General features: G+C 65.5%; 22 protein-coding genes. 9 read left to right on the top strand and 13 right to left on the bottom strand.

Translation table 11 applies throughout. The features are described 5' to 3' along the window. Positions 1-10 precede the first annotated feature (10 nt). A complete protein-coding gene (locus tag ABGN05_RS04315; protein ID WP_367952744.1) occupies positions 11-388 on the bottom strand; it encodes a nuclear transport factor 2 family protein in 378 nt (125 codons plus the stop codon). 105 nt (positions 389-493) lie between these two features. Between ABGN05_RS04315 and ABGN05_RS04320 the strand changes: the two genes are divergently transcribed. Continuing rightward, positions 494-1438, top strand: a complete 945-nt coding sequence (locus ABGN05_RS04320) for a PaaX family transcriptional regulator (RefSeq protein ID WP_367952745.1) — start codon at positions 494-496, stop codon at positions 1436-1438. A 128-nt stretch (positions 1439-1566) separates the two neighbouring features. Continuing rightward, on the top strand, positions 1567-2445 hold the full coding sequence (locus ABGN05_RS04325; protein WP_367953149.1) for an amidohydrolase family protein: 879 nt from the start codon (positions 1567-1569) through the stop codon (positions 2443-2445). A 39-nt stretch (positions 2446-2484) separates the two neighbouring features. On the opposite strand, the gene ABGN05_RS04330 is transcribed toward ABGN05_RS04325, so the two are convergent. The 6 genes from ABGN05_RS04330 to ABGN05_RS04355 form a co-directional block, all read right to left on the bottom strand. Next, positions 2485-2715: a hypothetical protein gene (locus ABGN05_RS04330; RefSeq protein ID WP_367952746.1), complete on the bottom strand. Its 231-nt coding sequence runs from the start codon at positions 2713-2715 to the stop codon at positions 2485-2487. After that, positions 2699-3001 (bottom strand): BrnT family toxin, encoded by a 303-nt coding sequence (locus tag ABGN05_RS04335; RefSeq protein ID WP_367952747.1) that lies wholly within the window; start codon positions 2999-3001, stop codon positions 2699-2701. The genes ABGN05_RS04330 and ABGN05_RS04335 overlap by 17 nt, the downstream gene beginning before the upstream one ends. Positions 3002-3066: 65 nt before the next feature. After that, positions 3067-5094, bottom strand: coding sequence for an acetoacetate--CoA ligase (locus tag ABGN05_RS04340; RefSeq protein WP_367952748.1), 2028 nt, complete (start codon positions 5092-5094; stop codon positions 3067-3069). Positions 5095-5179: 85 nt separating this feature from the next. Continuing rightward, complete coding sequence (locus ABGN05_RS04345; RefSeq protein ID WP_367952749.1) at positions 5180-6079, bottom strand: DMT family transporter; 900 nt, start codon at positions 6077-6079, stop codon at positions 5180-5182. Positions 6080-6212: 133 nt separating this feature from the next. After that, a complete protein-coding gene (locus ABGN05_RS04350) occupies positions 6213-6971 on the bottom strand; it encodes an arginyltransferase (RefSeq protein WP_367952750.1) in 759 nt (252 codons plus the stop codon). A 105-nt stretch (positions 6972-7076) separates the two neighbouring features. Continuing rightward, complete coding sequence (locus tag ABGN05_RS04355) at positions 7077-7547, bottom strand: RDD family protein (protein ID WP_367952751.1); 471 nt, start codon at positions 7545-7547, stop codon at positions 7077-7079. A gap of 175 nt (positions 7548-7722) precedes the next feature. Between ABGN05_RS04355 and sthA the strand changes: the two genes are divergently transcribed. Continuing rightward, positions 7723-9114, top strand: coding sequence for a Si-specific NAD(P)(+) transhydrogenase (sthA, locus tag ABGN05_RS04360; protein WP_367952752.1), 1392 nt, complete (start codon positions 7723-7725; stop codon positions 9112-9114). 22 nt (positions 9115-9136) lie between these two features. Here the strand turns inward: sthA and ABGN05_RS04365 are convergent, their stop codons facing one another. The 5 genes from ABGN05_RS04365 to hemB form a co-directional block, all read right to left on the bottom strand. Continuing rightward, positions 9137-10312 (bottom strand): DUF3095 domain-containing protein, encoded by a 1176-nt coding sequence (locus ABGN05_RS04365; protein WP_367952753.1) that lies wholly within the window; start codon positions 10310-10312, stop codon positions 9137-9139. 68 nt (positions 10313-10380) lie between these two features. Continuing rightward, positions 10381-12156, bottom strand: coding sequence for a CHASE2 domain-containing protein (locus ABGN05_RS04370; RefSeq protein WP_367953150.1), 1776 nt, complete (start codon positions 12154-12156; stop codon positions 10381-10383). A 93-nt stretch (positions 12157-12249) separates the two neighbouring features. Then, the gene (locus ABGN05_RS04375) at positions 12250-12762 is read right to left on the bottom strand and encodes a FecR domain-containing protein (RefSeq protein WP_367952754.1); all 513 of its coding nucleotides are present in this window, start codon (positions 12760-12762) and stop codon (positions 12250-12252) included. Positions 12763-12912: 150 nt separating this feature from the next. Further along, the gene (locus tag ABGN05_RS04380) at positions 12913-14052 is read right to left on the bottom strand and encodes a serine hydrolase domain-containing protein (protein WP_367952755.1); all 1140 of its coding nucleotides are present in this window, start codon (positions 14050-14052) and stop codon (positions 12913-12915) included. Positions 14053-14093: 41 nt separating this feature from the next. Further along, positions 14094-15125: a porphobilinogen synthase gene (gene hemB, locus ABGN05_RS04385; RefSeq protein ID WP_367952756.1), complete on the bottom strand. Its 1032-nt coding sequence runs from the start codon at positions 15123-15125 to the stop codon at positions 14094-14096. Positions 15126-15262: 137 nt separating this feature from the next. Between hemB and ABGN05_RS04390 the strand changes: the two genes are divergently transcribed. The 4 genes from ABGN05_RS04390 (at position 15263) to ABGN05_RS04405 (ending at position 18928) form a co-directional block, all read left to right on the top strand. After that, entirely contained in the window at positions 15263-16309 is a 1047-nt protein-coding gene (locus ABGN05_RS04390) for an enoyl-CoA hydratase/isomerase family protein (protein WP_367952757.1), read from the top strand. After that, positions 16309-16728, top strand: a complete 420-nt coding sequence (locus ABGN05_RS04395; RefSeq protein WP_367952758.1) for a DUF6163 family protein — start codon at positions 16309-16311, stop codon at positions 16726-16728. Before ABGN05_RS04390 ends, ABGN05_RS04395 begins: the two co-directional genes overlap by 1 nt. A gap of 144 nt (positions 16729-16872) precedes the next feature. Next, on the top strand, positions 16873-17388 hold the full coding sequence (gene ldtR / locus ABGN05_RS04400) for a transcriptional regulator LdtR (protein ID WP_367952759.1): 516 nt from the start codon (positions 16873-16875) through the stop codon (positions 17386-17388). Positions 17389-17674: 286 nt separating this feature from the next. Beyond that, complete coding sequence (locus ABGN05_RS04405) at positions 17675-18928, top strand: L,D-transpeptidase family protein (protein ID WP_367952760.1); 1254 nt, start codon at positions 17675-17677, stop codon at positions 18926-18928. A 72-nt stretch (positions 18929-19000) separates the two neighbouring features. Here ABGN05_RS04405 and ABGN05_RS04410 read toward each other — a convergent pair whose 3' ends face one another. After that, positions 19001-19783, bottom strand: a complete 783-nt coding sequence (locus tag ABGN05_RS04410; RefSeq protein WP_367952761.1) for a YcaO-like family protein — start codon at positions 19781-19783, stop codon at positions 19001-19003. Positions 19784-20082: 299 nt separating this feature from the next. Here ABGN05_RS04410 and ABGN05_RS04415 point away from each other — a divergent pair, with 299 nt between their 5' ends. Next, a complete protein-coding gene (locus tag ABGN05_RS04415; RefSeq protein WP_367952762.1) occupies positions 20083-20382 on the top strand; it encodes a hypothetical protein in 300 nt (99 codons plus the stop codon). Positions 20383-20482: 100 nt separating this feature from the next. Beyond that, entirely contained in the window at positions 20483-22183 is a 1701-nt protein-coding gene (locus ABGN05_RS04420) for an adenylate/guanylate cyclase domain-containing protein (protein WP_367953151.1), read from the top strand. The last annotated feature ends 91 nt before the right edge of the window (positions 22184-22274 follow it).

A 22274-nucleotide genomic window follows, 5' to 3' on the forward strand; every position in this document is an offset into this window, starting at 1 on the left:
GAGCAAGCGCCTACCCGACGATCTTCCAGTAGGAGTCCTTCAGCACGACTTTCCCGTCGCGGAAGTGATAGAAGTCGCAGCCGCGGACCGTCACGCGCTCGCCCGCCGTCGTGGTTCCCGTGAGCAACCATTTCGATATGCCGACGTCGCCGTCGACATGGTGGCTGGCGTCTCCGTAATGAACGTCCGGCAGGCCTTCGAACCGGGTCATCAGCGTCGCCCGGACCTCTTCGCGACCTTCCGCCCGCAGTCCGTGGGGTTCGGGGCCGCGCGGCATCTGGAGCGCGCAATCTTCGGCGAAAAAGCTCATGATCCGGTCGATGTCATGCGCATTGAACGCATCGACCAGACCCTCCAGCGCGTCCAGAACCTGTTGCCTGTCCGTCATGTCGGTTTGCGCCTCTCTTTTGGATGGAATGATAGCACGTTTGCTGGCGTCTTCATCAGGCTTCGCGCGAAAAGGCGGGCCGCATGTTCCCGAGGAAGCCGCTTCTTGCCTGACCCGAACCCGTCATGCCATCTGGACGCGATGAACGCCGAGCCACAGTCCGCCCCCTTGATCCTCGATCGCATGGTCGACCGCCTGCACGAGCGCGGGCGGTTGCGGGTGTGGTCGCTCGTCATCACGGTCTTCGGCGACGCGATCCTTCCCCGCGGCGGGCAGGTTCCGCTGTCGGTGCTGCAGGAACTGATGGCGAGGCTGCGCATCGAGCCAGGCGCGGTCCGGACCGCGATGTCGCGGCTGGCGGCCGACCACTGGGTGACGCGCGAGCGCGGCGGCCGCAACAGCTACTACCGGCTGGCGGAGGAAGGGCGGCACGCCTTCGATCTCGCCACGCGGCGCATCTATGCCGCCGGCCCGCCGGCCTGGGACGGGCGCTGGATCGTGGCGGTCGCGCCGGAAGGCGACGGCGGCAGGCGCGGCGACCGTAGCCGGTCGCTGCGCACACTCGGATTCGTGCCGACCGGCCCGACGGCTTGGCTGAAGCCGCACAGCGAAGGCGCCGATCCGCTGGAGGACCTGCCCGAGGACCTTCTCGTGATCGACGGTGTGGCGGTGCGAATTCCGGACGGCGTGGGGCGCCTCTGGCAGCTCGGAAGCGTTGCCGATGCCTACCGCGACCTGCGCGACGAGCTCGCGCCGCTTGCCGCCGCGCTTTCGCGGGGCGAGGCGCTGGCGCCGCTCGACGCCATGGCCGCGCGCGTTCTGGTCAACCACTCCTGGCGCCGCATCGTCCTGCGCGATCCCGGACTTCCCGAGGCGTTGCTTCCGGCGCACTGGCCGGGGGAGGAGGCCCGCCAGACCGTGAGAACCGTCTACGCGGCGCTTGCCGGCCCGAGCGAGGACTGGCTCGATCGAGCGGGCATGCCGGGGCAGGTGAAGCCTGCGCTGTTTGCCGGCCGGTTCGGGGGACTTGGTCCGGATGCCGCCGGCTAGAAGCGGCCCCGCTTCCGCTTTCCTTGCCCGCACATGGTTGCCATTGGCGGCGGAACCGCTATTCCTCCTCCGGAAAGATGGCTGCCCCTGTCGTCGGGGCGACCGCGCGAAACGGGACCGGTACTTTCATGAAGCTCGACGAACTGGTGGCGATCGACATCCACACCCATGCGGAGGAGCCGTGCTGCGGCCCCCGCGACGACGGCTACGACGAGTTCCAGGCCGGCATGGCGAAGTATTTCCGCAATCCTGCCGGCGCCAAGGGCATGCTGCCGACGGTGCCCGAGACGGCCGCCTATTACCGCGAGCGCAAGATCGGCTGCGTGATCTTCCCCGTCGACGCCGAGCGCGAGACCGGCTTCCGCCGCTACAAGAACGAGGAAGTGGCCGAGATCGCCGCCGAAAACAGTGACATCATGATCCCCTTCGCCTCGATCGACCCGGCCAAGGGCAAGGCCGGCGCACGCGAGGCCCGCCGCCTGATGCGCGACTTCGGCATCAAGGGCTTCAAGTTCCACCCCACGATGCAGGGCTTCTATCCGAACGACCGAAGCGCCTACGTCATGTACGAGGCGATCGCCGAGGAGGGCGCCATCGCGCTCTTCCACACGGGCCAGACCGGCGTCGGCTCGGGCATGCCCGGCGGCATGGGCATGCGGCTCAAATACTCCAACCCGATGTACCTCGACGACGTGGCCGTGGACTTCCCCGCCATGTCGATCATCCTGGCCCACCCGTCTTTCCCCTGGCAGGAGGAGGCGCTGTCGGTGGCGACCCACAAGCCGAACGTCTACATCGACCTCTCGGGCTGGTCGCCGAAATATTTCCCGCCGATCCTGGTCCAGTACACCAACAGCATTCTCAAGAACAAAATGCTGTTCGGTTCCGACTGGCCGGCGATCACGCCCGACCGCTGGCTGGCAGACTTCGAGAAGATCGGCATTAAGGACGAGGTGCGTCCCCTGGTCCTGAAGGAAAACGCAGCGAAGCTCCTGAAGCTGGCCTGATGGGCCGGGATAGCAGGGAGGTGCCTCGAACGGAAACGCCTAATCGCGGTGCGCGTCCGCGTAGGCCTTCAGGACCTTCTGCATTTTCGTGAGGTGCCCCTTGCCGCCGGCTTCCGAGTAGAAATACTCGAAGACCTCCGGATCCAGCTTCAGATGCACCGAACGGGGCCGCTTCGGCCCTTCGACTTCCGCCTTGCTCCAGAAATCCGCTCCCAGGCTTTCGCCGAGGGGCGCATCCGGTGCGTGATGGAGTTCACCTGCCAGCCTCATTCGACGGATTTCGTCGAGCGATGCCCGCTTCATATGCTTTGCGCTCATCGCGGCCTCCTTTCCATGCCGTGATCAATCGGGTCAGTTCCCCGCGTCTGGTGTGAACCACCACGAAACACTCGTCATCGACCATCCCCAGCGAGATCAATCGCTCTTCCTTGTAGTCGGAACGGTCGTCCACCCGCGTGAGAACCTCACTTTCGAAGATGACGGCCGCATAGAGAATGTCGACGCCGCGGGCAGCGATGACCTGCTGACGCTTGCGCTCGTCCCATTCGAATTCCATCGGCTGGCTTCACGGGCATGGAGACTTCGAGATCGTGTACACGAAAAGTGTACACTGTTCAATGGTCAGCGCCGCGTCAGGCTCTGGTACATCCCGGCGCCGCCCTCGCTGCGGCGGCGGGCGAAGTCGATGAACCAGTCCATCGACTGCCGGTTCTGCATCGCATCCGGGCTGTAGGCCTTTTCCGCCGGCCAGCCCATCAGGAGCTTGCGCACCGGCACTTCCATCTTCTTGCCCGTCAGCGTGTAGGGGATCGCCGGCACCGCGATGACCTCGTCGGGCACGTGGCGCGGGCTGCGTTCGCCGCGAAGGCGCGCGCGGATCTCGCCGGTGAGGGCCTCGTCGAGCGCATGGCCCTCGCGCAGTTGCACGAAGAGCGGCATGTAGTATCCGCCCCCCGGCTCCTCGATGCACACGATCAGGCTGTCGAGCACGCCGTCGACCTTCTCCAGGGTGCGGTAGATTTCGGCCGAGCCGATGCGCACGCCGAACCTGTTCAGGGTCGAGTCCGAACGCCCGTGCACGTAGCAGCCGCCGCGCTCGTTGATCAGCATGAAGTCGCCGTGCCGCCACAGGCCGGGGTAGACGTCGAAATAGCTCTCCCGGTAGCGCGAAAAATCCTCGTCGCCCCACATGAAGATCGGCATGGAAGGCATTGGTTTGGCGATCACCATCTCGCCCACCTCGCCGATGAGTTCCTTGCCCTCGTCGTCGAGCACGCGCACGTCGACGGCCAGGCAGCGCGACTGAATCTCGCCGGCACGGACCGGCAGCATCGGGGCGCCGCCGACGATGCCGCTGCAGAACTCCGTTCCGCCAGACTGCGAGGTGATCCAGAGATCCTGCTTCACCGCCTGCTGCAGCCACACGAAGGTTTCGGGCGTGGAAGGCGAGCCGGCGAGGAAGACGTTTTCGAGCTTCGAGAGATCGTAGCGCGCGTTGGGCACGATGCCCTGCTTGCGCATGTTCTCCACGAAGGTCGGGCTCGCGCCGAAGGACGTCGCGCCGACGTCCGCGGCAAGTTTCCACAGGAGGTCGGGTCCCGGGTAGGTCGGACTGCCGTCGTACAGCGCCACGCGCCCGCCCATCAGCGGTCCCCACAGCAGCGAGTTCCACATCACCCAGCCGGTGGTAGAATAGAAGAACATGCACGAATGCGGCTTGAGGTTCAGGTGGAACGCCGCGGTCTTGTAGTGCTCGACGATGATACCGACATGGCTGTGCACGATGGCCTTTGGCAGGCCGGTCGTGCCCGAGGAGAACAGGATCCAAAGCGGGTGGTCGTGCGCGACGCGCTCGTAGCGGAAGTCCTCCGCCGCGACCGGTTCGCCTCCCGTCATCTCGTCCCAGGCGACGATCTCGGCCTGCGTCTTAGGGCGCTCGCGGTTGCCGAGGTAGTCGAGCCAGACGATCGTCTCCAGGCTCGGCAGGCCGGCGGCGATCTCCTCGATCTCGGCCAAGCGGACGAAATCCCTGCCGCCGAAGCGGTAGCCGTCCGCGGCGAAGAGCACCTTCGGCTCGATCTGAGAGAACCGGTCGGCGACCGTCTTGACGCCGAACTCCGGCGCGGCCGACGACCAGACGGCGCCGATCCCCGTGGTCGCCAGCATGGCGATGATCGTCTCCGGCACGTTCGGCATGTAGGAGACGACCCGATCGCCGGGGCCGACGCCACGCTCGCGCAGCCGTGTCGCCAGGATGCGGACCTTCGTGCCGAGGTCACCCCATGTCATCTCGGCCAGCGGACGGGTCTCGGACAGATGGTGGAAGACGGTGCGGTCGGGATGGTCGCCCTCGCGGCGCAGGATATGCTCGGCGTAATTGACGCGGCTGCCCGGAAACCACGAAGCGCCCGGCATGGTGCGCGCCTGGAGAACGCAGTCGTAGGGCGTTTCGGAGATGATGCCGAAATAGTCCCAGATGGCGGCCCAGAATGCCTCGATTTCGTCCGTCGACCAGTCCAGCATCGCCTCGTAGGAGGAGAAATCGAGCCCGCGTTCCTGCCGCAACCAGTCCATGAAGCGGGCAGGGTTCGACGAGTTCCTGAAGGCCTCGTCGCCCTCCCAGATCGGATCGCCTTCCTTGACCGTCATCCTGTCTCCTCGCGCTTGGGTCCGTTGGATCGGCTATCTAGTAGCGGCGCATCGGCCGCAGGTCACGGCTTCGATGAAACGGCGGTCACGCCGGGTGCCGCACCGCAAGGGCGGCGCGGCGCCTGCGACCGTCGTGCAGCTGCCAGAGCGAATGGAGCACCAGCGTGACGATCAGGATCGTACCGCCGACCATCGACGCCGTGGAGGGCACCTCGGAAAAGATCATCCAGACCCAGACCGGCGCAAGCACCGTTTCCAGCAGGTAGAACATCGCCACCTCCGGTCCGGTGATGTATTTCGGTCCCGTCGCCAGGCAGAAGAAGGCGACCGGCGTGATCACCGCTCCGTTGAAGATGATCCACCACGGCGCGGCGACCTGCAATCCGGTGTCGGAGACCATGTAGGCGGCGACCAGCAGCGGGGCGGCGACCGCGACCAGGGCGGTAAAACCCATGTCCTTGCCCGAAGCCCGCGTGATGGTGATTGCGGATGCGATACTGAACGCCGTAACGAGCGCCATCACGTCGCCGAACAGGTTGCCGCTCGACATGCCGTCGCCGACGATGACGAGCACGCCGACCAGCATGACGACCATCGCCGCCAGCGTCACGGGGCGCGGCCGCTCCTTCAGGAAGAGCCACGACAGAAACGCGGCAAACATGGTGTTGAAGGCAAGGATGAATACGACGTTCGCAGTGGAGGTTGTGTAGACGGCGGTGATGAACGTGAGGGAGGACAACGAGTAGAGCCCGGCGACGGCGAGACCCGCCCGGCCGGGGATGAGCGTCGGGGCGTTGCCGCGCAACATGCGCCAGGCGACCCAGATGACCAGCGTCACCACGAAGGTCGTCAAGCCGCGCAGCATCAGAATGGTCCACGGGTCGCCGTCGGCCAGCCGGATCAGCGGGATGTCGACCGTCAGAGCCATTCCGCCGATGCCGGTGATGACAAGACCCTTGGCGTGATCGCTGGAGAGACTGGACATGGAACGCTCGACCTGCCGTGGGTGCGCCGTTTTCTCAAGACGCGTTCGCGCCTTACGGAAAAAAAGAGCCGCAAGCTATCGTCGGGACTTGGAAAGCAACAGCGCTTTACGGCCGAAAGGGATGGGCCAGCCGCTACACCGCCTCGGTGTCGAAGCGGTCCCAGCCCTTCGGGCCGAGATGCTCCTGTGGTCCGAAGCGGACCTTGTAGGCCATCTTGCGCGAGCCCTCGACCCAGTAACCGAGATAGACGTGCGGGTGGCCGGCGGCGCGGGCGCGCGCGATGTGGTCGAGGATCAGGAAGGTGCCGAGCGAACGGTCCTCGAGTTCGGGATTGTAGTAGGAATAGACCATCGAAAGGCCGTCGGCCATCTTGTCGGTCAGCGCAACGGCGATGAGCTCGCCCTGGCCCTTGCCGGTAATGAAGGAATCCGGTCCCCGCCGCCGGTATTCGATGATCTTGGTGTCGACATGCGTGTCCTCGACCATCATGGCGTAGTCGAGCACCGTCATGTCCGACATGCCGCCCTTTCGGTGGCGCGCGTCGAGATAGGTGCGAAAGAGCGAATACTGCTCCGTCGTCGGCTCGGCGTCGTGCATCGCGCCGATCAGGTCGGCGTTGCGGCGCAGGATGCGCTTCATGTTCTTAGACGGCTTGAACTCGTCCGCGATGATTCGCACCGACACGCAGGCGCGGCAGGTCTCGCAGGCGGGGCGGTAGGCGATGTTCTGCGAGCGCCGGAAACCGCCCTGCGTCAGGAGATCGTTCATCTCCGGCGCCTTGTCGCCGACGAGGTGCGTGAAGACCTTCCGTTCGTACTGCCCCTCGATGTAGGGACAGGGGGAGGGCGCTGTCAGGAAGAACTGAGGCGACTGGGTGGGATGATGCGTCATTCTTCGCGAGACTCTGCGGTGGCCCCAGAAAAATCGTCCGGGCGGCGCGAAACGTCAACCTCTTTCGGGCCGAACCGTGGCGGCGGACGGGGCTTTGCGTCCCGGTCAGAAGTCGGAGCGTGTGACGACGGTCCCCAGAAGGAGGTCGTGGACCGTGCGCTTGCGGTCGAGAAGCAGGGACGCGAGCAGGACGAGCGGCGTGAGCAGCACGTTGCCGGCCCAGAAGAGCACGGTGTGCACCACCGCGATCAGCCCGTCGACCGGGCGGCCGTCGAGCCTTTCAAGCCGGATGCCCATCATGCGCATGCCGACGGTCGCCTGGTTGCGTCCGCCGAGCGTGTTCCACACGTAGATGACCGCCACCAACGGCCCGATCACGCCGAACAGCGCCCAGCCGAGGCCGAGCGTGATGACGCCGAGGATCGCGATCAGGATCGCGAACGGGATGCAGAGAAGCGCGACGATCATGTAGTCGATAAGGAAGGCAAACACGCGCCGCGTGCGTACACCCTCGTAGGCTCGCCAGTCGTCGAGCCTCAAGCCTACAATTTCACCTTCGAGAATGCGTTCCGCCATTTTCTCCTCGTGCCCGCAGGTGGGCCGTGCGCCCTCTTGAGATGGGTGACGGCAGCTGAATTTCAAGAATCCGCCCGCGGAAGCCTTCACTTCCACACGGGAAACGACCTATCATGTTGCGGTGCATCATATGCGTCGCAGCATTGGTGCTTTGCGACGCATCGGAGGGGCGGCGATGCAGGATTGCGAGATGCTGGTCATCGGCAGCGGCCCCTCGGGCCGCAGGGCCGCTGTGCAATCCGCCAAACTCGGCAAGTCTGTGCTCGTCGTCGACAGGGGAAGGCGCCTCGGCGGGGTCTCGGTCCACACCGGAACGATCCCCTCGAAGACGATCCGCGAGACGGTCCTCAACCTTTCCGGCTTTCGCGAGCGCGGCTTCTACGGCCAGGCCTACCGCGTGAAACAGGAGATCGCGATGACCGACCTGGTCTCGCGGCTCCACAAGACGCTCGACCACGAGGTCGAGGTGTTGCAGCACCAGTTCATGCGCAACACGGTCAGGAGCGCCCATGCGGCCGCGCGCTTCATCGGGCCGGACCGTGTCCGGCTTTCGCTCGGCAACGGCGATTTCAGCGAAGTCCGGTTCGCCAATGCGCTGATCGCCGTCGGTACGCGGCCCTACCGTCCGAAGAACATCCCCTTCGACGGCACGAGGGTACTCGATTCGGACGAGATCCTCGATCTTCCGCGCCTGCCGCGAACGCTGGCGGTGATCGGCGGCGGCGTGATCGGGGTGGAGTACGCGACCATCTTCTCGGCGCTCGACGTCCCCGTGACGCTGATCGAATCACGCCCGGCCATCCTCGATTTCGTCGATCGCGAGATCGTCGACGATTTCGTGCACCAGATGCGCGATCGCGGGATGACCGTGCGGCTCGGCTGCGGCGTGGCGTCGGTGGAGACGAAGGGAGACCATGTCGAGGTCCGGATGGCCGACGGCAGGATCGTGCGCGCCGAGATCGTGCTCTATGCCGCCGGCAGGACCGGCAATGTCGACGACCTCGGGCTCGATGCCGTCGGGATCGAGCCGGACGGCCGCGGCCGGATCACGGTCGACCCGCGGACCTTCCAGACCTCGGCCAGCAACATCTATGCCGCGGGCGACATCATCGGCTTTCCGAGCCTTGCCTCCACGTCCATGGAACAGGGCCGCGTGGCGGCCTGCCACGCCTTCGGCATGCCTCTGCCGCCGGCCCCGGCGACCTTTCCCTACGGCATCTACGCGGTTCCGGAGATATCGACCGTCGGAGAGTCGGAGGAAGAAGTGAGGGCGAGCGGCGCGCCCTACGAATGCGGCATCGCGCGCTTCCGGGAAACCTCGCGCGGCCATATCATGGGCGTCAATTCTGGTTTCCTGAAGCTGATCTTCTCGCTCGAGACCCGCAGGCTGCTCGGCGCCCACATCGTCGGCGAGGGCGCGACCGAACTGATCCACATCGGCCAGGCGGTGATCAATCTCGGCGGCACGGTCGACTTCTTCGTCGAGAACACCTTCAACTATCCGACGCTCGCGGAAGCCTACAAGATCGCCGGCCTCGATGCCTGGAACCGCATGGTGACGCGCTGATCCAGCCCTGCGTCCGTGCCATTCAGGCCTGGCTCGCTGCCGCCGCGGCCTGCCGTATGGCCGTCGCGGCGCTCGTATAACCCCCCGCCGCTCCGTCGATGAAGTGCACGTGGTCGTCACGCGAGACCGATGGGACGATGCAGGTCATGATCGCCTCGTCCTGTTCGAAGAGGCCGTAGGAGACGATGCCGGCTGCCTGGCCGCGCTGGAGTTCCGCCTCGATGCGCTGCCGCGTGTCCGTGTCGCAGTCGATCGTCATCTTGAGCCCATCGTCGAACTTGCGGAAATCGGCATTGTCGCGGGTCATCCGGATGTAATGCGAGGGATCGAAGGTGCCGGCGCGCCAGCGCGTCTTGAAGAGGACGTATGCCATGAAGGTCGCCGCCAACAGATAGGCCTTGCGGCGGAAGAGCGAGGAGCTGCCGTGCGTTGCATGCGCCTCCAGCGCCAGTCCCTCCGGCGGCCAGCCGACGCCCGGACCTTCGGCTGGCACCGGATGCCCGCCACGGTCGAGGTGCTTCGTGATCTCCAGCACCCGATGCGCGACGCCCGCGACATGGCCCGGAGCGGCGCCGGGTCGAGGGACGATCAGGATGGACAGGATCTTCCCGTTGCGCGCGCGCATCGGCGTCCAGCGGCACGAGAGGCCTTCCAGATCCGGAAACGCGCCAGCCGGCGCGGGCTCGATGCGGTAGCGTCCCGCTTTCATCTCCTTGTCGGCCCAGGCAAGTCCGCCTCCGGCAAACATGGCATAGTCGACGCCCGCTGAAGGCCGGTAGCGCGCCACCTGCACGTCGAGAGCGGCGGATCGGATGTCGCCGACGGGCACGACGGCCCCGCGCATCGCGAAGCCGAACTCTTCGTCCGCCCATCGGATGACACGGGCCAGCGCGTCCTCGGCAACGGCGCGGTGCGCCCGCGGAAAGGCGAAGCCCGCGCCGTCGCCGCCGAAAACGAAGGGGAAAGCCATGTCCTTCGCCGCGTTGATCTGCGCCGAGATGACGGCGGCGCCAACGGTGTTCACCGTCTTGTAGCGCCCGGCGGCGATGTGACCGGTGGAATCCACGATATCGGCGACGCCGACGAGCCAGTCGTCGGGAAGCGGCCTGTAGCCGGAGCCGTCCGCCAGCCGATCGAAGTCGGTTTCGGGCGCGATCCCGTCGTAGAACTGAAACCCGGCTGCGGACACATCGCTCATCTGGCATCCTCCGAACGGCGCTGAACCGCCGATACATATGCGTTGTACCGCATCGGAGCGAGTTTGGATCACGCGCTCCGGCTTTGCCGGGCCGGACGCCACAGCCACACCGACAGTGATCCTGCGCGTCCGCGCAGGTGCGCGCCGGCCGGACCGTCCAGCGTACCCCGGTCGAATCTGTCACGCCCCGCTTCCGCCAGGAGCTCCTGGCTGACCGCTAGCTCGGCGCCGTTCTGCTTCGCGAAGTCCATCAGCCGGCTGGCCACGTTCACGGTGTCGCCTGTCGTGGCAATCTGCTGGTTGGAGCCGCGGCCGAGGCGCGAGGCGACCACCGAGCCGAAATGCGCCCCGAGCTTGAAGCCGATGCGGGTCTCGCCGCGGGCCTCGAGCCAATCGCGCAGCCTGAGACACAGGCCCACGGCGCAGTCCGCCGCGTTGGCGGCGTCCTCGGCTGTCGGCTCCGGCAGGCCGAAGAGGATCATGGCGCCGTCGCCCATGAAGCTGGTCACCGCGCCATGGCAGGCCGTCACTTCGCGGTCGACGAGATCGTAGAAGCTGTCGAGAAGTTCACGCGTCGCCACCGGACCGAGAGTCTCGGAAAGCCCGGTGAAGCCGGAGAGATCGACGAAGACGACCGCCGCGTCCTGCCTGACCGGCTCGCTCAAGAAATCCGGATCGCGCGCCAGCCATTGCGAGAGCCCGGCCGCCTGGATGCGCTGGAGCATGGCGCTCTGGGTCTCGAAGAAGGTGGCGCGCCGGCGGCCCTGGAGAAGCTGCGCCGTACCGTAGATGAGTGCCGGCGGCGCTGCCGCGGCGAGCGGCAGGGCGGCGCTGAGCCAGTAGCCGCTGTCGAAGGCGGCGACGTTTGCGACCGCCCAGACTGCAAGAACGGCGGCGGCCGCCGCGATGCCCATGACGTTGCGGCGCCAGCCGAGCAGGGCGACCAATGCCATCGGCAGCACAACGGCGACCGCCGCATCGATACGCCGGACATGTTGGTCCCGGACGAGCGCGTCGCCGGCGATGAGATGGGAAATCGCCGTCGCTATTACCTCGACGCCAGGCAGCACCGGATCGAAGGGGGTGGGAAACACGTCCCCGCCACCGGTCACCGTGGCGCCGACGACCACCACCCGGCCGCGCAGTTCCTCCGGCGCGACGCGGTCGTCCAGAAGGTCGGCCGCGCTGAATGTCGGGATCGTCCCTCGTCCTCCGTAGAAGGCGAGGGGAAGGCGGTAGCCGATGTCGGTGGCGATGCGCCGTTCGCCGAGCTGCAACGCTCCCTCCTCGAGAAAGGGCTCCTGTCCCTGCGCGGAAGCGGCGGCGCGAAGCGGAAGCGATATCTCCAGCCTGTCGCTGGTGCGGAAGAGCATCGGGACGAAACGCGGCGTGCCGTTCCTGTCGGTGGCCACGTTGACGATGCCGAGCGATGCCCGCTCGAGGAAAGACTGCCGCGGCAGCAGAAGCCGCTGGGCGACCGGGACGCCCGCCAGCGGCCCGTCACCCGCCGTCGTCTGCGAGGCTTCGTCGAACACCGCCGCGCCCGCGATCACGGTGCGGCTGCCGGAGAGCGCGTCCGCGAGCGCGCGGTCCTCGTCTCCCGGCCCCTCGTCCACCAGCAGAATGTCGAGCGCCGTCACGGCCGGTTCCTCGCGCGTGATCGCCGACAGCAGGTCTGCGAGAACACTTCGCGGAATGGGAAAGCGTCCGGCCCGCTGGACCATGGCGTCGTCGATGGCGACGATCGCGACCGCGCCGGGCGGCTCGCGCTCTCCGCGCAGGAGGAGCCGGAAGTCGGTCAGGGTCGCTTCGAGACGTTCCAGGACAGGCAACTCGCCCCGCATATGTCCAGCGCCGAGCAGCAGGCCCCAAGCTCCGGCAAGGACCAGCGCAACGACCAGCTGCGCCGTCCGCCCCGTCACCGGAAGCGCCGCGTACTAGAGGCCGAAACGGGCAAGCAGCGCATTGACGCGCCTGGCCGGCCAGGTCTTCACCGTCAGCGGCCCCGTGCCCGCGTCGACGTCTACCCCTTCTCCGGCATCCAGCACGACACGCGCCGTGCCGTTGTGGCGGGCGACCGCCACCTGGCCTTCGACGACGAACACCGACGTCTCCGCCCCTTCGGCGTCGACGGCCCAGCGCGTGCCGCGCACGGCCGCGATCGCTTGCGGGGCGACGACCTCGAAGCCGGAGGTCGCGGCGTTGCCCGACGCCTCGAGCAGCAGCGCCTTGGAGGACAAACTCACCCGGTCGACGGTTCCGTCGCCATTGCGGTCGCGCAGCGTGTATTGCGCGCCCGGCTCGACGGTGATGGTGATGCCCGTGCCGCAGCGCACGACGTGGCGTTGCGTCCCACCGAGTTGTTCGATCGAGCAGCCGGATTGCGCAAAGGCTGGCCCTGCCGCGAAGGCGGCGACCGTGGCGAGACAGAAAATTCCGACCGTTCGCATCTTAAGCCCTCCTGGGCCCGGCCCCTGCGGGGAGTGCGATCTTCGCAGGTACGGAGAGACCAACGTCACCCGACCGAGCATGTCGGCGCGAGTGTCACACGGTTATGCCGTGGAAGCCAGTCCCCCGTTACCGTCGGCGCGGCCGTGCGGTCAGTTTTCCAGCGCCTCGCCGATGGCGCGAAAGAGGTGGATCGTCTCGGTCTCGCGGAAGGAGGTCTCGTCGTTCGTGGTGCCGTAGTTGCGGCTGGCCGAGAGCTTCACGATCACGAGCCCGCGGCCCGGATGCACGTAGACGAACTGGTTGTAGACGCCGATAGCGGAGAATTCCCCCTCGTCGTAGGGAAGCCACCACTGGTATCCGTAGCTGAAGATCGTGTTGGCGAGCCCCGTGCTGCCCGCCTTCAGATGCGGCGCGTCGGCGGTGACGGAGGCGTTCACCCATTCGGCCGGCACGACCTGCCGGCCACGCCACTTGCCGCCGTTGCGGTAGAGTTCGCCGATCTTGGCGTAGTCGCGCGCGGTGGCGTTGAGGCCGCCATAGGCCATCTCCATGCCGGTCTCGTCGATCAGCCAGTGCGCATCGTGCTCCATGCCGAGCGGATGCCAGAGCTTCTCTTCCATGTAGTCGCGGATCGGGCGTCCGGTCACCTTTTTTAGAAGCATCCCGAGCACTTGCGTGTCGGTGCTGTTGTAGAGGTTGTAGGTTCCCGGAGCGTGCTCCCGTTCCAGCGTGGCGGCGAAGTCGTTGAATGACCCGCCATGGGCGAAGATCGACACGAAGCGGTTGATATCTGAATTCGGGTCGCTGTAGTCCTCGTTCCAGCGGGCGCCGGACGACATCTGCAGCACGTCCTTGATGCGCGCGCCGTCGTAGGCGGAGCCCTTCAGTTCCGGCAGATGGTCGACGATCTGTTCCTCCACCGAGCCGAACCCGCCTTCAGCCTGCGCGATGCCCAGCGCGGCCGAGACGAAGCTCTTGGCCACCGACATGGAGACCCAGGTGGTCGTGGGGCTGCCGGTGAGCCAGTAGCGTTCGAGCCGCATCGCGCCGTCCTTGATGACGAGCAGCGCTACTGTGTCGGTCTCGTCCAGGAACGCCATCGTGTCTTTCGCGGCGCTCTCATGCATGAAGTTTTGCGGCAGTTCGATCGGTTCGCCCTGCGGGAACACGAACGGTTCCGGCGAGGCCGTCATCGTGGCGACCGGGAAGATCTCGTGCACGCGGCCGAACGTGTCGTCCTGCCGCGCGCCCGAAAACAGGCTGGAGGCATATTTCAGTCGTTCGTTCATCCCCGTCCGCCCCTCTTTGAAATCATCGTCCCGCCGTCGCGTCAGCCCTTCAGCAACTCCGCCACCTCGGGGGCGAAATAGGTGAGGATGCCGTCGCAGCCCGCCCGCTTGAAGGCGGCCAGCGATTCCATCATGACCTTCTCGCCGTCGATCCAGCCGTTGGCGGCGGCCGCCTTGATCATCGCGTATTCTCCGGACACCTGGTAGGCGAAGGTCGGCATCCTCAGTTCGTCCTTCAGCCGCCGGATGATGTCGAGATAGGGCAGGCCGGGCTTGACCATCAGCATGTCGGCGCCCTCGAGCACGTCCTGCTCGGCCTCGCGCACGGCTTCCTCCGAATTGGCGTGGTCGATGTAGTAGGTCTTCTTGTCGCCCTTAAGCAGGCCGGCGGTGCCGATCGCCTCGCGGTAGGGGCCGTAATAGGCCGAGGCGAACTTGGTGGCGTAGGACATGATCGCCACGTCCTGGAAGCCGTTCGCGTCGAGCGCGTCGCGGATCGCGCCGATGCGGCCGTCCATCATGTCCGAGGGCGCGATGATGTCGGCGCCCGCCGCCGCCTGGAGGACGGCCGCCTGTGCGACCTGGGATACGGTCTCGTCGTTGACGATGATGCCATCGCGCAGGATGCCGTCGTGGCCGTGGCTGGTGAAGGGGTCGAGGGCTGCGTCGGTAATGATGCCGATCTCCGGCACCGCCGCCTTGATGGCGCGGCTCGCCCGGTTGAGGATGTTGTCGGCGTTGAGGATTTCCGAGCCGGTCTGGTCGCGCAGCGAGCGATCGACGTTGGGGAAGGTCGCAATCGCCGGCACGCCGAGCTTCGCCGCCCTCTCGACCTCCTTGATCGCGACGTCGAGGGTCATGCGGAAGACGCCGGGCATGGCGTCGATCGGCTCTCGTCGGCCTTCGCCCTCGATCACGAAGATCGGCCAGATCAGGTCGTCGACCGTCAGCCGGTTCTCCTGCACCAGCCGCCGGGACCAGTCTGCCTTGCGCATGCGCCGGAGCCGGCGGGAGCCGGTGATCTCGTCCACGGTGCGGCGGCCCGTCTTCAAGTCGCGAAACATCCTGTTCATGGCTCTTCTCCCGTCGGCGGAGTGTTATCATGCGCGGGCGCTCGACAAAATGCGCAAGCCAGCCGTAACCGGCTGTGCCATTGACGCGTCGGCAGCGCCTGCTTAAGCCTCGATCCACTGAAACGGAAGGGCTTTCGATGGACTTCGGAGGAGGCGACGAGATCCGCTTCGAGCGGCAGGGCGCTGCCGGCATCGTGACGCTGACGCGTCCCAAGGCGCTCAACGCCATCACGCACCGGATGGTGCTCGCGCTCACCCGCGCGCTTGACGAATGGCAGTCCGACGACGCCGTATCGGTCGTGGTCGTCAAGGCCGAGGGACGCGCTTTTTCGGCCGGAGGCGACATCCTGCGCATCTACGAGGCGGGAAAGGCCGGCGGTTTTCCCGTCGAGTTCTTCGCCGACGAGTATCGGCTGAACGCGGCCATCGCCCGGTTCGAGAAGCCCTATGTCTCGCTGATCGACGGCATCGTGATGGGCGGCGGCGTCGGCATATCGGTGCACGGCAGCCACCGCCTCCTCACCGAGAACGCCGTCTTCGCCATGCCGGAAGTTGGCATCGGCTTCTTCCCCGACGTCGGCGGCAGCTTCTTCCTGCCGCGGCTGAAGAACTGCTTCGGCTCCTGGCTCGGGCTTACCGGCGACCGCATCCGTTTCGGCGACGCGCTATGGAGCGGCATCGCCACCCATGCGGTGCATTCCGCCGATCTGGGCGCGATCGTCGCGGCACTGGCCGAGACAGGCGATCCCGACGAAGTCTGCGAACGCTTTGCGTTCGAACCCCCGCGCGAGACCGAAGACGCGTCGCTGTCCTCGATCGGTCGGCATTTCTCGCTGGAGTCCATCAGCGACATCCTGGTCAGCCTGGGGCAGGGGCGCGAGCACGGCGACGAATTCGCGGGCAAGGCGCTGGCGACGATCCGCACCCGCTCGCCGACCAGTCTCCACGTCGCGCACCGGCAGATCCTCGCGGGTGGCATGCTGAGCATGGACGAGTGCATGCGCATGGAGTTCCGCATTCTCAACCGAATGCTCAAGGGACATGATTTCTACGAGGGCATCCGCGCCGTCCTCATCGACAAGGGATCGAAGCCGGATTGGAAACCTGCGACGATCGAGGAGGTTGGCGAAGCGGAGATCGAAGCCTATTTCGCGCCGCTCGGGGATTCGGAGCTGGCCGTGTGATGGAGGAGGATTTCGATGGCCCGGTCCTGCGGCCGGCGTTGATCGACAGCCTTTTCGAGGCCTTTCTCCGGATCGTGGCGGCCTACAGCCTGCTGTTCGGGGTCTTCTACTGGGTACGGCTGATCGGATTCTATCCGGGCCCACTATGGCGCTTCGACACCATGCCCGTTGAGTGGCAGGTCGCCTCCGTCGTCCTCGCCGCGCTGTTTCCGATCGCCGGGATCGGCCTTTGGATGACCGCGTCCTGGGGGCCGGTGATCTGGTTCATCTGCGCTGCCACGGAAGTGGTGATGTTCCAGGCCATGTCCCCGGTTTTCGGCGAAAGGCACCTGATCGTCGCCTCCCACATCCTCGTCGCGGCGATCTACGTCGGGTTCCGCGCGACCTTCTTTTTTCAGCGGCGCCAGGTGCGCGATTGACGAAAAATTAACGCATCCTTCAGTCGATTGTACCGAAAGGCCTTGTTAAGGCTGGCGTTTAAGTCGAATTTTAGGTGTCCGCGATAGGTTGGGGCCAAGGTGAGAAAAAAACAATCACCGGCGTCAAACACGAGGCACACAGACATGATCAACGCACGACAGGCCCAGAAGCCCGTCCCGGTTCACGACGACCGCAAGGACGCGATCCGCTCGCTCTACCTGGAATCCCTTCAGCTCGTGGAGCGGCTCCACCGCCGGCTGCTGGACGTGATCAAGGACGAGTTCGAACGCAACGGCCGCTCCGACATCAATGCCGTCCAGGCGCTGCTGCTGTTCAACATCGGCAATTCCGAGCTCACGGCCGGCGAACTGCGCACGCGCGGCTACTATCTCGGCTCCAACGTCTCCTACAATCTCAAGAAGCTGGTCGACCTCGGCTTCATCAACCACCAGCGCTCGCGGGTCGACCGCCGCTCGGTGCGCGTCAGCCTCACCGGCAAGGGCCAGGAGATCGCCGAGATCGTCTCCGGCCTCTACGAGCGGCACATCGGCTCGATCGAGCAGGTGGGCGGCATCAACGCCGACGAATTCAAGCAGATGAACAAGTTCCTGCTGCGTCTCGACCGGTTCTGGAACGACACGATCGCTTACCGCATGTAGTCTGCGGCCGCGCTTTTCGATCCCGTCTTCGGGGCCGGTGCCATGCGCCGGCCCCGACGCCGTTTGGCCGTCATCTCACCGGTTTGTGTCGGCTGGGGCCTTCATGCGGCCATATTCGGATGGTGTTGAACTTCGAAGCGCCGCGTGGATTTCTTCGCGACCATTCCGACGGTTTCTCGGCGGCGTATCAGGGGAGACATGGTTGGTGCTTTGTTAACAGCCCCGACCTATCTTTCCGGCATCGACGACGCGCCTGCGGCGCGACCACCACAGGGTTGAAGGCATCATGAAGACAGACCGCCGTACTTTCCTTACCGGCGCCGGTGCGATGGCCGCGACCGCGGTTGCCGGATCCGCGCATGCGCAGGACATCATCCGCGACCTGATCCTCTCGCCGAAGCGCGGAAGCTGGAACGACCAGTTCGACGCGCGCGCTTCCGAGGGCGGCAAGGTGGCGACCAATCTGCCCATCTTCAGCCCCGAGATCGTGTCCTACGTGGAACAGGCGATCTCGCAGTACATGGGCATCCAGGGGCAGGGCGGCTGGCCGATGGTTCCCGCCACCAAGAAGCTCCGGCTCGGCGTCGTCGACCCCGACGTGGACATGCTGCGCCGCCGCCTGATGATCTCGGGCGACCTGTCGTCAAGCGCCGGCATCTCGCCCGCCTTCGATTCCTACGTCGACGCCGCCGTCAAGCGCTTCCAGGCCCGCCACGGCCTGCCCGAGGACGGCGTCATGGGCGCCCACACCTATGCCGCGATGAACGTCTCGGCCTCCGTCCGGCTCGGCCAGCTCGAGACCAACCTGGTGCGCCTGCGCTCCATGTCCGGCTTCCTCGGCGACCGCTACGTGATGGTCAACATCCCGGCCGCCCAGATCGAGGCGGTGGAGAACGGCCGCGTCGTGTCGCGCCACACCGCGATCGTCGGCAAGATCGACCGCCAGACGCCGATCCTCAACTCCCAGATCAACGAAGTGATCGTCAATCCGTACTGGAACGCGCCAGAATCGATCGTCCGCAAGGACATCATCCCGCTGATGCGCAAGAACCCGAACTACCTGAAAGACAACTTCATCCGCATCCTCGGTCCCGGCGGCGTCGAGGTCGATCCCATGACGATCGACTGGAACACGGAAGAGGCGGCCAAGCTGCACTTCCGCCAGGATCCGGGCAAGATCAACGCCATGGCCTCGGTGAAGATCAACTTCCCGAACCCGCACGCCGTCTATATGCACGACACCCCGCAGCAGAGCCTCTTCAACAATCTGATGCGCTTCGATTCCTCGGGCTGCGTGCGCGTCCAGAACGTGCGCGATCTCGTGACCTGGCTCCTGCGCGACACGCCCGGCTGGGATCGCCAGCGCTTCGAGCAGACCATCAAGACCGGCGAGAGCACCCCCGTCGCGCTGTCGACGCCGGTGCCGGTCTACTTCACCTACATCTCGGCCTGGTCGACCGGCGACCGCGTCGTCCACTTCCGCGACGACATCTACGGCCGAGACGGTGTCGAGGAACTGATGCTGTCCTCGGCTCTCTGAGCCCGGCAAACGCAATCGCGCAAAGGCCGTCCTCGCGGGCGGCCTTTGGCATTTTCCGCCAGGTTTCGGCCGCTACCGGTCTAGCCGTACCACCCGGACGGCCGTCACTCCGGTTGCCGGTCTCGTGAGGTTGAACACCGCAGCCTCGATTCCCCAGGCGCTGACAAGGCTTTCGAAGGTTTGTGGAGCGTTGGCATGATCGAAGTAGCTCATCCCGTTTGGAAGGATATCGGTGGGTGACGCCCTGATCTGCGGCAGCACGGCGGATCCGAGGAACACCTCCGCCTGGAACTGCCCTTCCGGAGACAGGTGATCCAATTCTTGTCCGCGGCGCCCGATCGCGCCCAGGTTGAACCAGGTCGAGACCGCCTCCAGGCAGGCTCGCATTGTTGTTTCCGTCCGATCGAGGCCGGCGGCGCTGCCGAAAGCCGGCCGGGATCCCGTCCTTTCGCTGCAGACGGCGATGGAGACCAGTGCACCCGAAACGTGCCGGTGCTCGCTGATCCGCAGGGCCAATCCGCTACGATGCGCCCAGGAGGAAAGGAACTCGAACCGACCGTCTGCGGTCGCATCCTCTGTGAGGTGGAAAAGTTCCTGGCCGTCGAGCCATCTGTCGACCGCGTCGTTTTCCGCCAGTTCCAGGAGGCCTCTGAGAGCTGCATCGGGAAGATCTCGACCGACTGAACATCCACGACTGTCCGCGGCTTCAACACCATCCTGCTGAGTGGGGTGGCCGAGCAGAAGAACGTTTGCCGGAAGTACGATCTTGCCGGCCCCCGAGATGCCGATCGATGCCAATTCGGAGGGATCGCCGGCGTGGTACTGGATGCTGTATCTTTCGATCCCCTCGAGCACGCAAGCCATTCGGGCTGCCTGTTCCCGCAAGGCCGATCCGGAACCAATGCGACAGCGGAGACCTTGCGGCGGCGGCAGGCAACCGCTTGGCAGGACGACGGGGCACACATACGTCCAGACCGGACAATTAGCCCGCAACGTCGCTCTGCGCGGCTCGCCGATCGTGAGGCCGATGTTGGCGACTGCGGTCCGGTATACATCTTCGACAACCACATCCTGCAGCTTCCGCTACGTCAAGGGTTGTGGCAAGATCAATTGTTGGAGATGCAAGCTTCTGAAACCCAAAGAGGGCGTGAATCATGGCCAGATTCAAATTGACGTCGGGGAGCGAGGACCGAGACATCGGCAAAGCCGTGCTTGAGGCCGCGGAAGCGGCCGGAAAGAACGGGGGCAAACTCGACGATGCAGAAAAAAGAGCCTTCGAAGCGAGGATAAAGGAACTGATCGATCCGACCTTCGCGGGGAGCGTCGAGGTTCTCTATGACACCCCGGATCAAATCCACATAGTCATCCCCTACCTTCCGGACGCGACCTACTCCGACAACAACTTCGCCAATGAAGCGATGGGGCACATTGTCGTCAGAGGTTGCGGTCGCTAGCGCGCGCCGGTTTTCGACCGGGCTCGCGCTGATGTTGAAAACCGAGAAGACATCGAAGACGAGCCGCGGCGCCGTTCCGCGGAAAGGGGTGTTGCGGGCCGTGCTTGTCGCGGACGCGGCGAGCTATTCCCGTCTCATGCCTGAAGACCCTATGGGCACGATCACCAGCCTGAACAGGTCCAGAGCTCGTATGCGCGAGATCATTCGGCGCCATGGCGGCGAGGACGCAGGGTTTCCGGGAGACTTTCTGCTCGCCATATTCGCCGCGGCCGGCGATGCCCTCGAATCGGCGATGGAATTCCTCAAGGAGGCGGATCAGGCAGGAATTTCGGTCCCGCTGCGATTCCGCGTCGGACTGCATGTGGGCGACGTCTTCGAGCAGGAGGGTGAATACCTGGGGGTGGCCATCAACATCGCCTCGCGCCTTCAGCAGTGTGCTCCGATCGGCGGTATCGTCATGTCGCAGGCGTTTCGCCAGAGCCTGCCGGGGCGACTGCGCCTTCCGGTGGACGACATTGGCCAGTTGCAGCTCAAGAACGTCGAAGAGCCCATCCACGCCTTCGAAGTGAAGGGCTCCGGCCTCTCTCCCGATGGGCCGGCGGTACCGTTGCGGGCCGGCACCGGGGGGACCGACGAACACAAACGACCCAGCAGGCGCATCGAGAAACGTCCGCGGATCTTCATCAGACCGTTCCGTGCCGCTGGCAAGGCCGAGCGGGCGCTGGTCTTCGCCGATGGACTGATGGAAGAACTCGTGACGACCTTCGGCGTCTTCTCGGACGTCTTCCGCGTCAGTTCGACCTCCAATTCTTCCGAAAGGCGGGACGGCTACGAAATCACCGGCCAGGTCCGCAACGGCGACCGTCTGAGGATCACCTGCCACCTGACCGACCTCTCCACTGGCGACGCCATCTGGTCGGACCGTTTCGATTTCGGCAACGACGCAAGCTACGATGCGCAGGAGCGGATCGTAATCGCGGTGACGAATGCGCTGCAATTGAAGCTTACCGACGGCGAAGCCGCGCGCCTCTGGTCGACGCAGTCCACCTCGATGGCAGCCTGGGAGGAATTCCATCGCGGGCGTATGTGCGAGGCACGCTATACGAGCGACGGCAACCTGAAGGCGCGGGAGCATTTCGGTCGCGCCATGTCGCTGGACCCCGAATTCGTGCCGGCGGTCGTCGCGACCGGGTTCAGCCACCTCGATGCGGTTCGACTCGGATGGGCCTCCGACCACGAGGACGACCTGGAGAAGGCTTTCCGTTTGGCTGAACTGGCCAGACGAATGGACCCGCAGGATCCCTATGCAATCGCGCTTCTGGCCTATGTCGAGCGGGCCCAGGGAAGGCTCGAGCAGTCGGTCGCCACGATGGCGCGGGCGGTTCACCTTGCTCCCCGCAACGGAGAGCTGGTCGCGTATTACGCCGACATGCTGTGGATGCAGGGCGATGCGGCAGGTGCCGTGCGGCAGAACCGCAGGGCGCTGGAGCTCTTCCCGCAGCCGAGCTCATGGGTGCGTGGGAATCTGGGGCTCGCACTGCTCTGGACCGGCGACTGCCCGGAAGCGCAGAAGGTGTTCGAGACGGTCATCGCGTCGGACGAGGACTACGCGCGAGCCTATATCGGGCTGGTTGTCGCCCTCGTGCGGCAAGGGCGGATCGAGCAAGCCAGGGCGGTATATCAGTCGCTGCTGCTGATCGAGCCGGGATTTGCGCCGCGGAACTGGATTGCGCGCAACCTTCATTTCAATCCGGCCGACGCGGACCGTTTCATGGCCGATCTGATGCTCGCCGCACAGTAGACCGGATCGCCTGCGGGAACGGCGTGACCGTGCCAGCGCATTGCTCCTTCAAGTCCTTCAGGTCATCGCGGTTGCGCAGCCGGACAGGGGT

Source organism: Aquibium pacificum (genome assembly GCF_040839445.1).
Lineage (GTDB): Bacteria > Pseudomonadota > Alphaproteobacteria > Rhizobiales > Rhizobiaceae > Aquibium > Aquibium pacificus.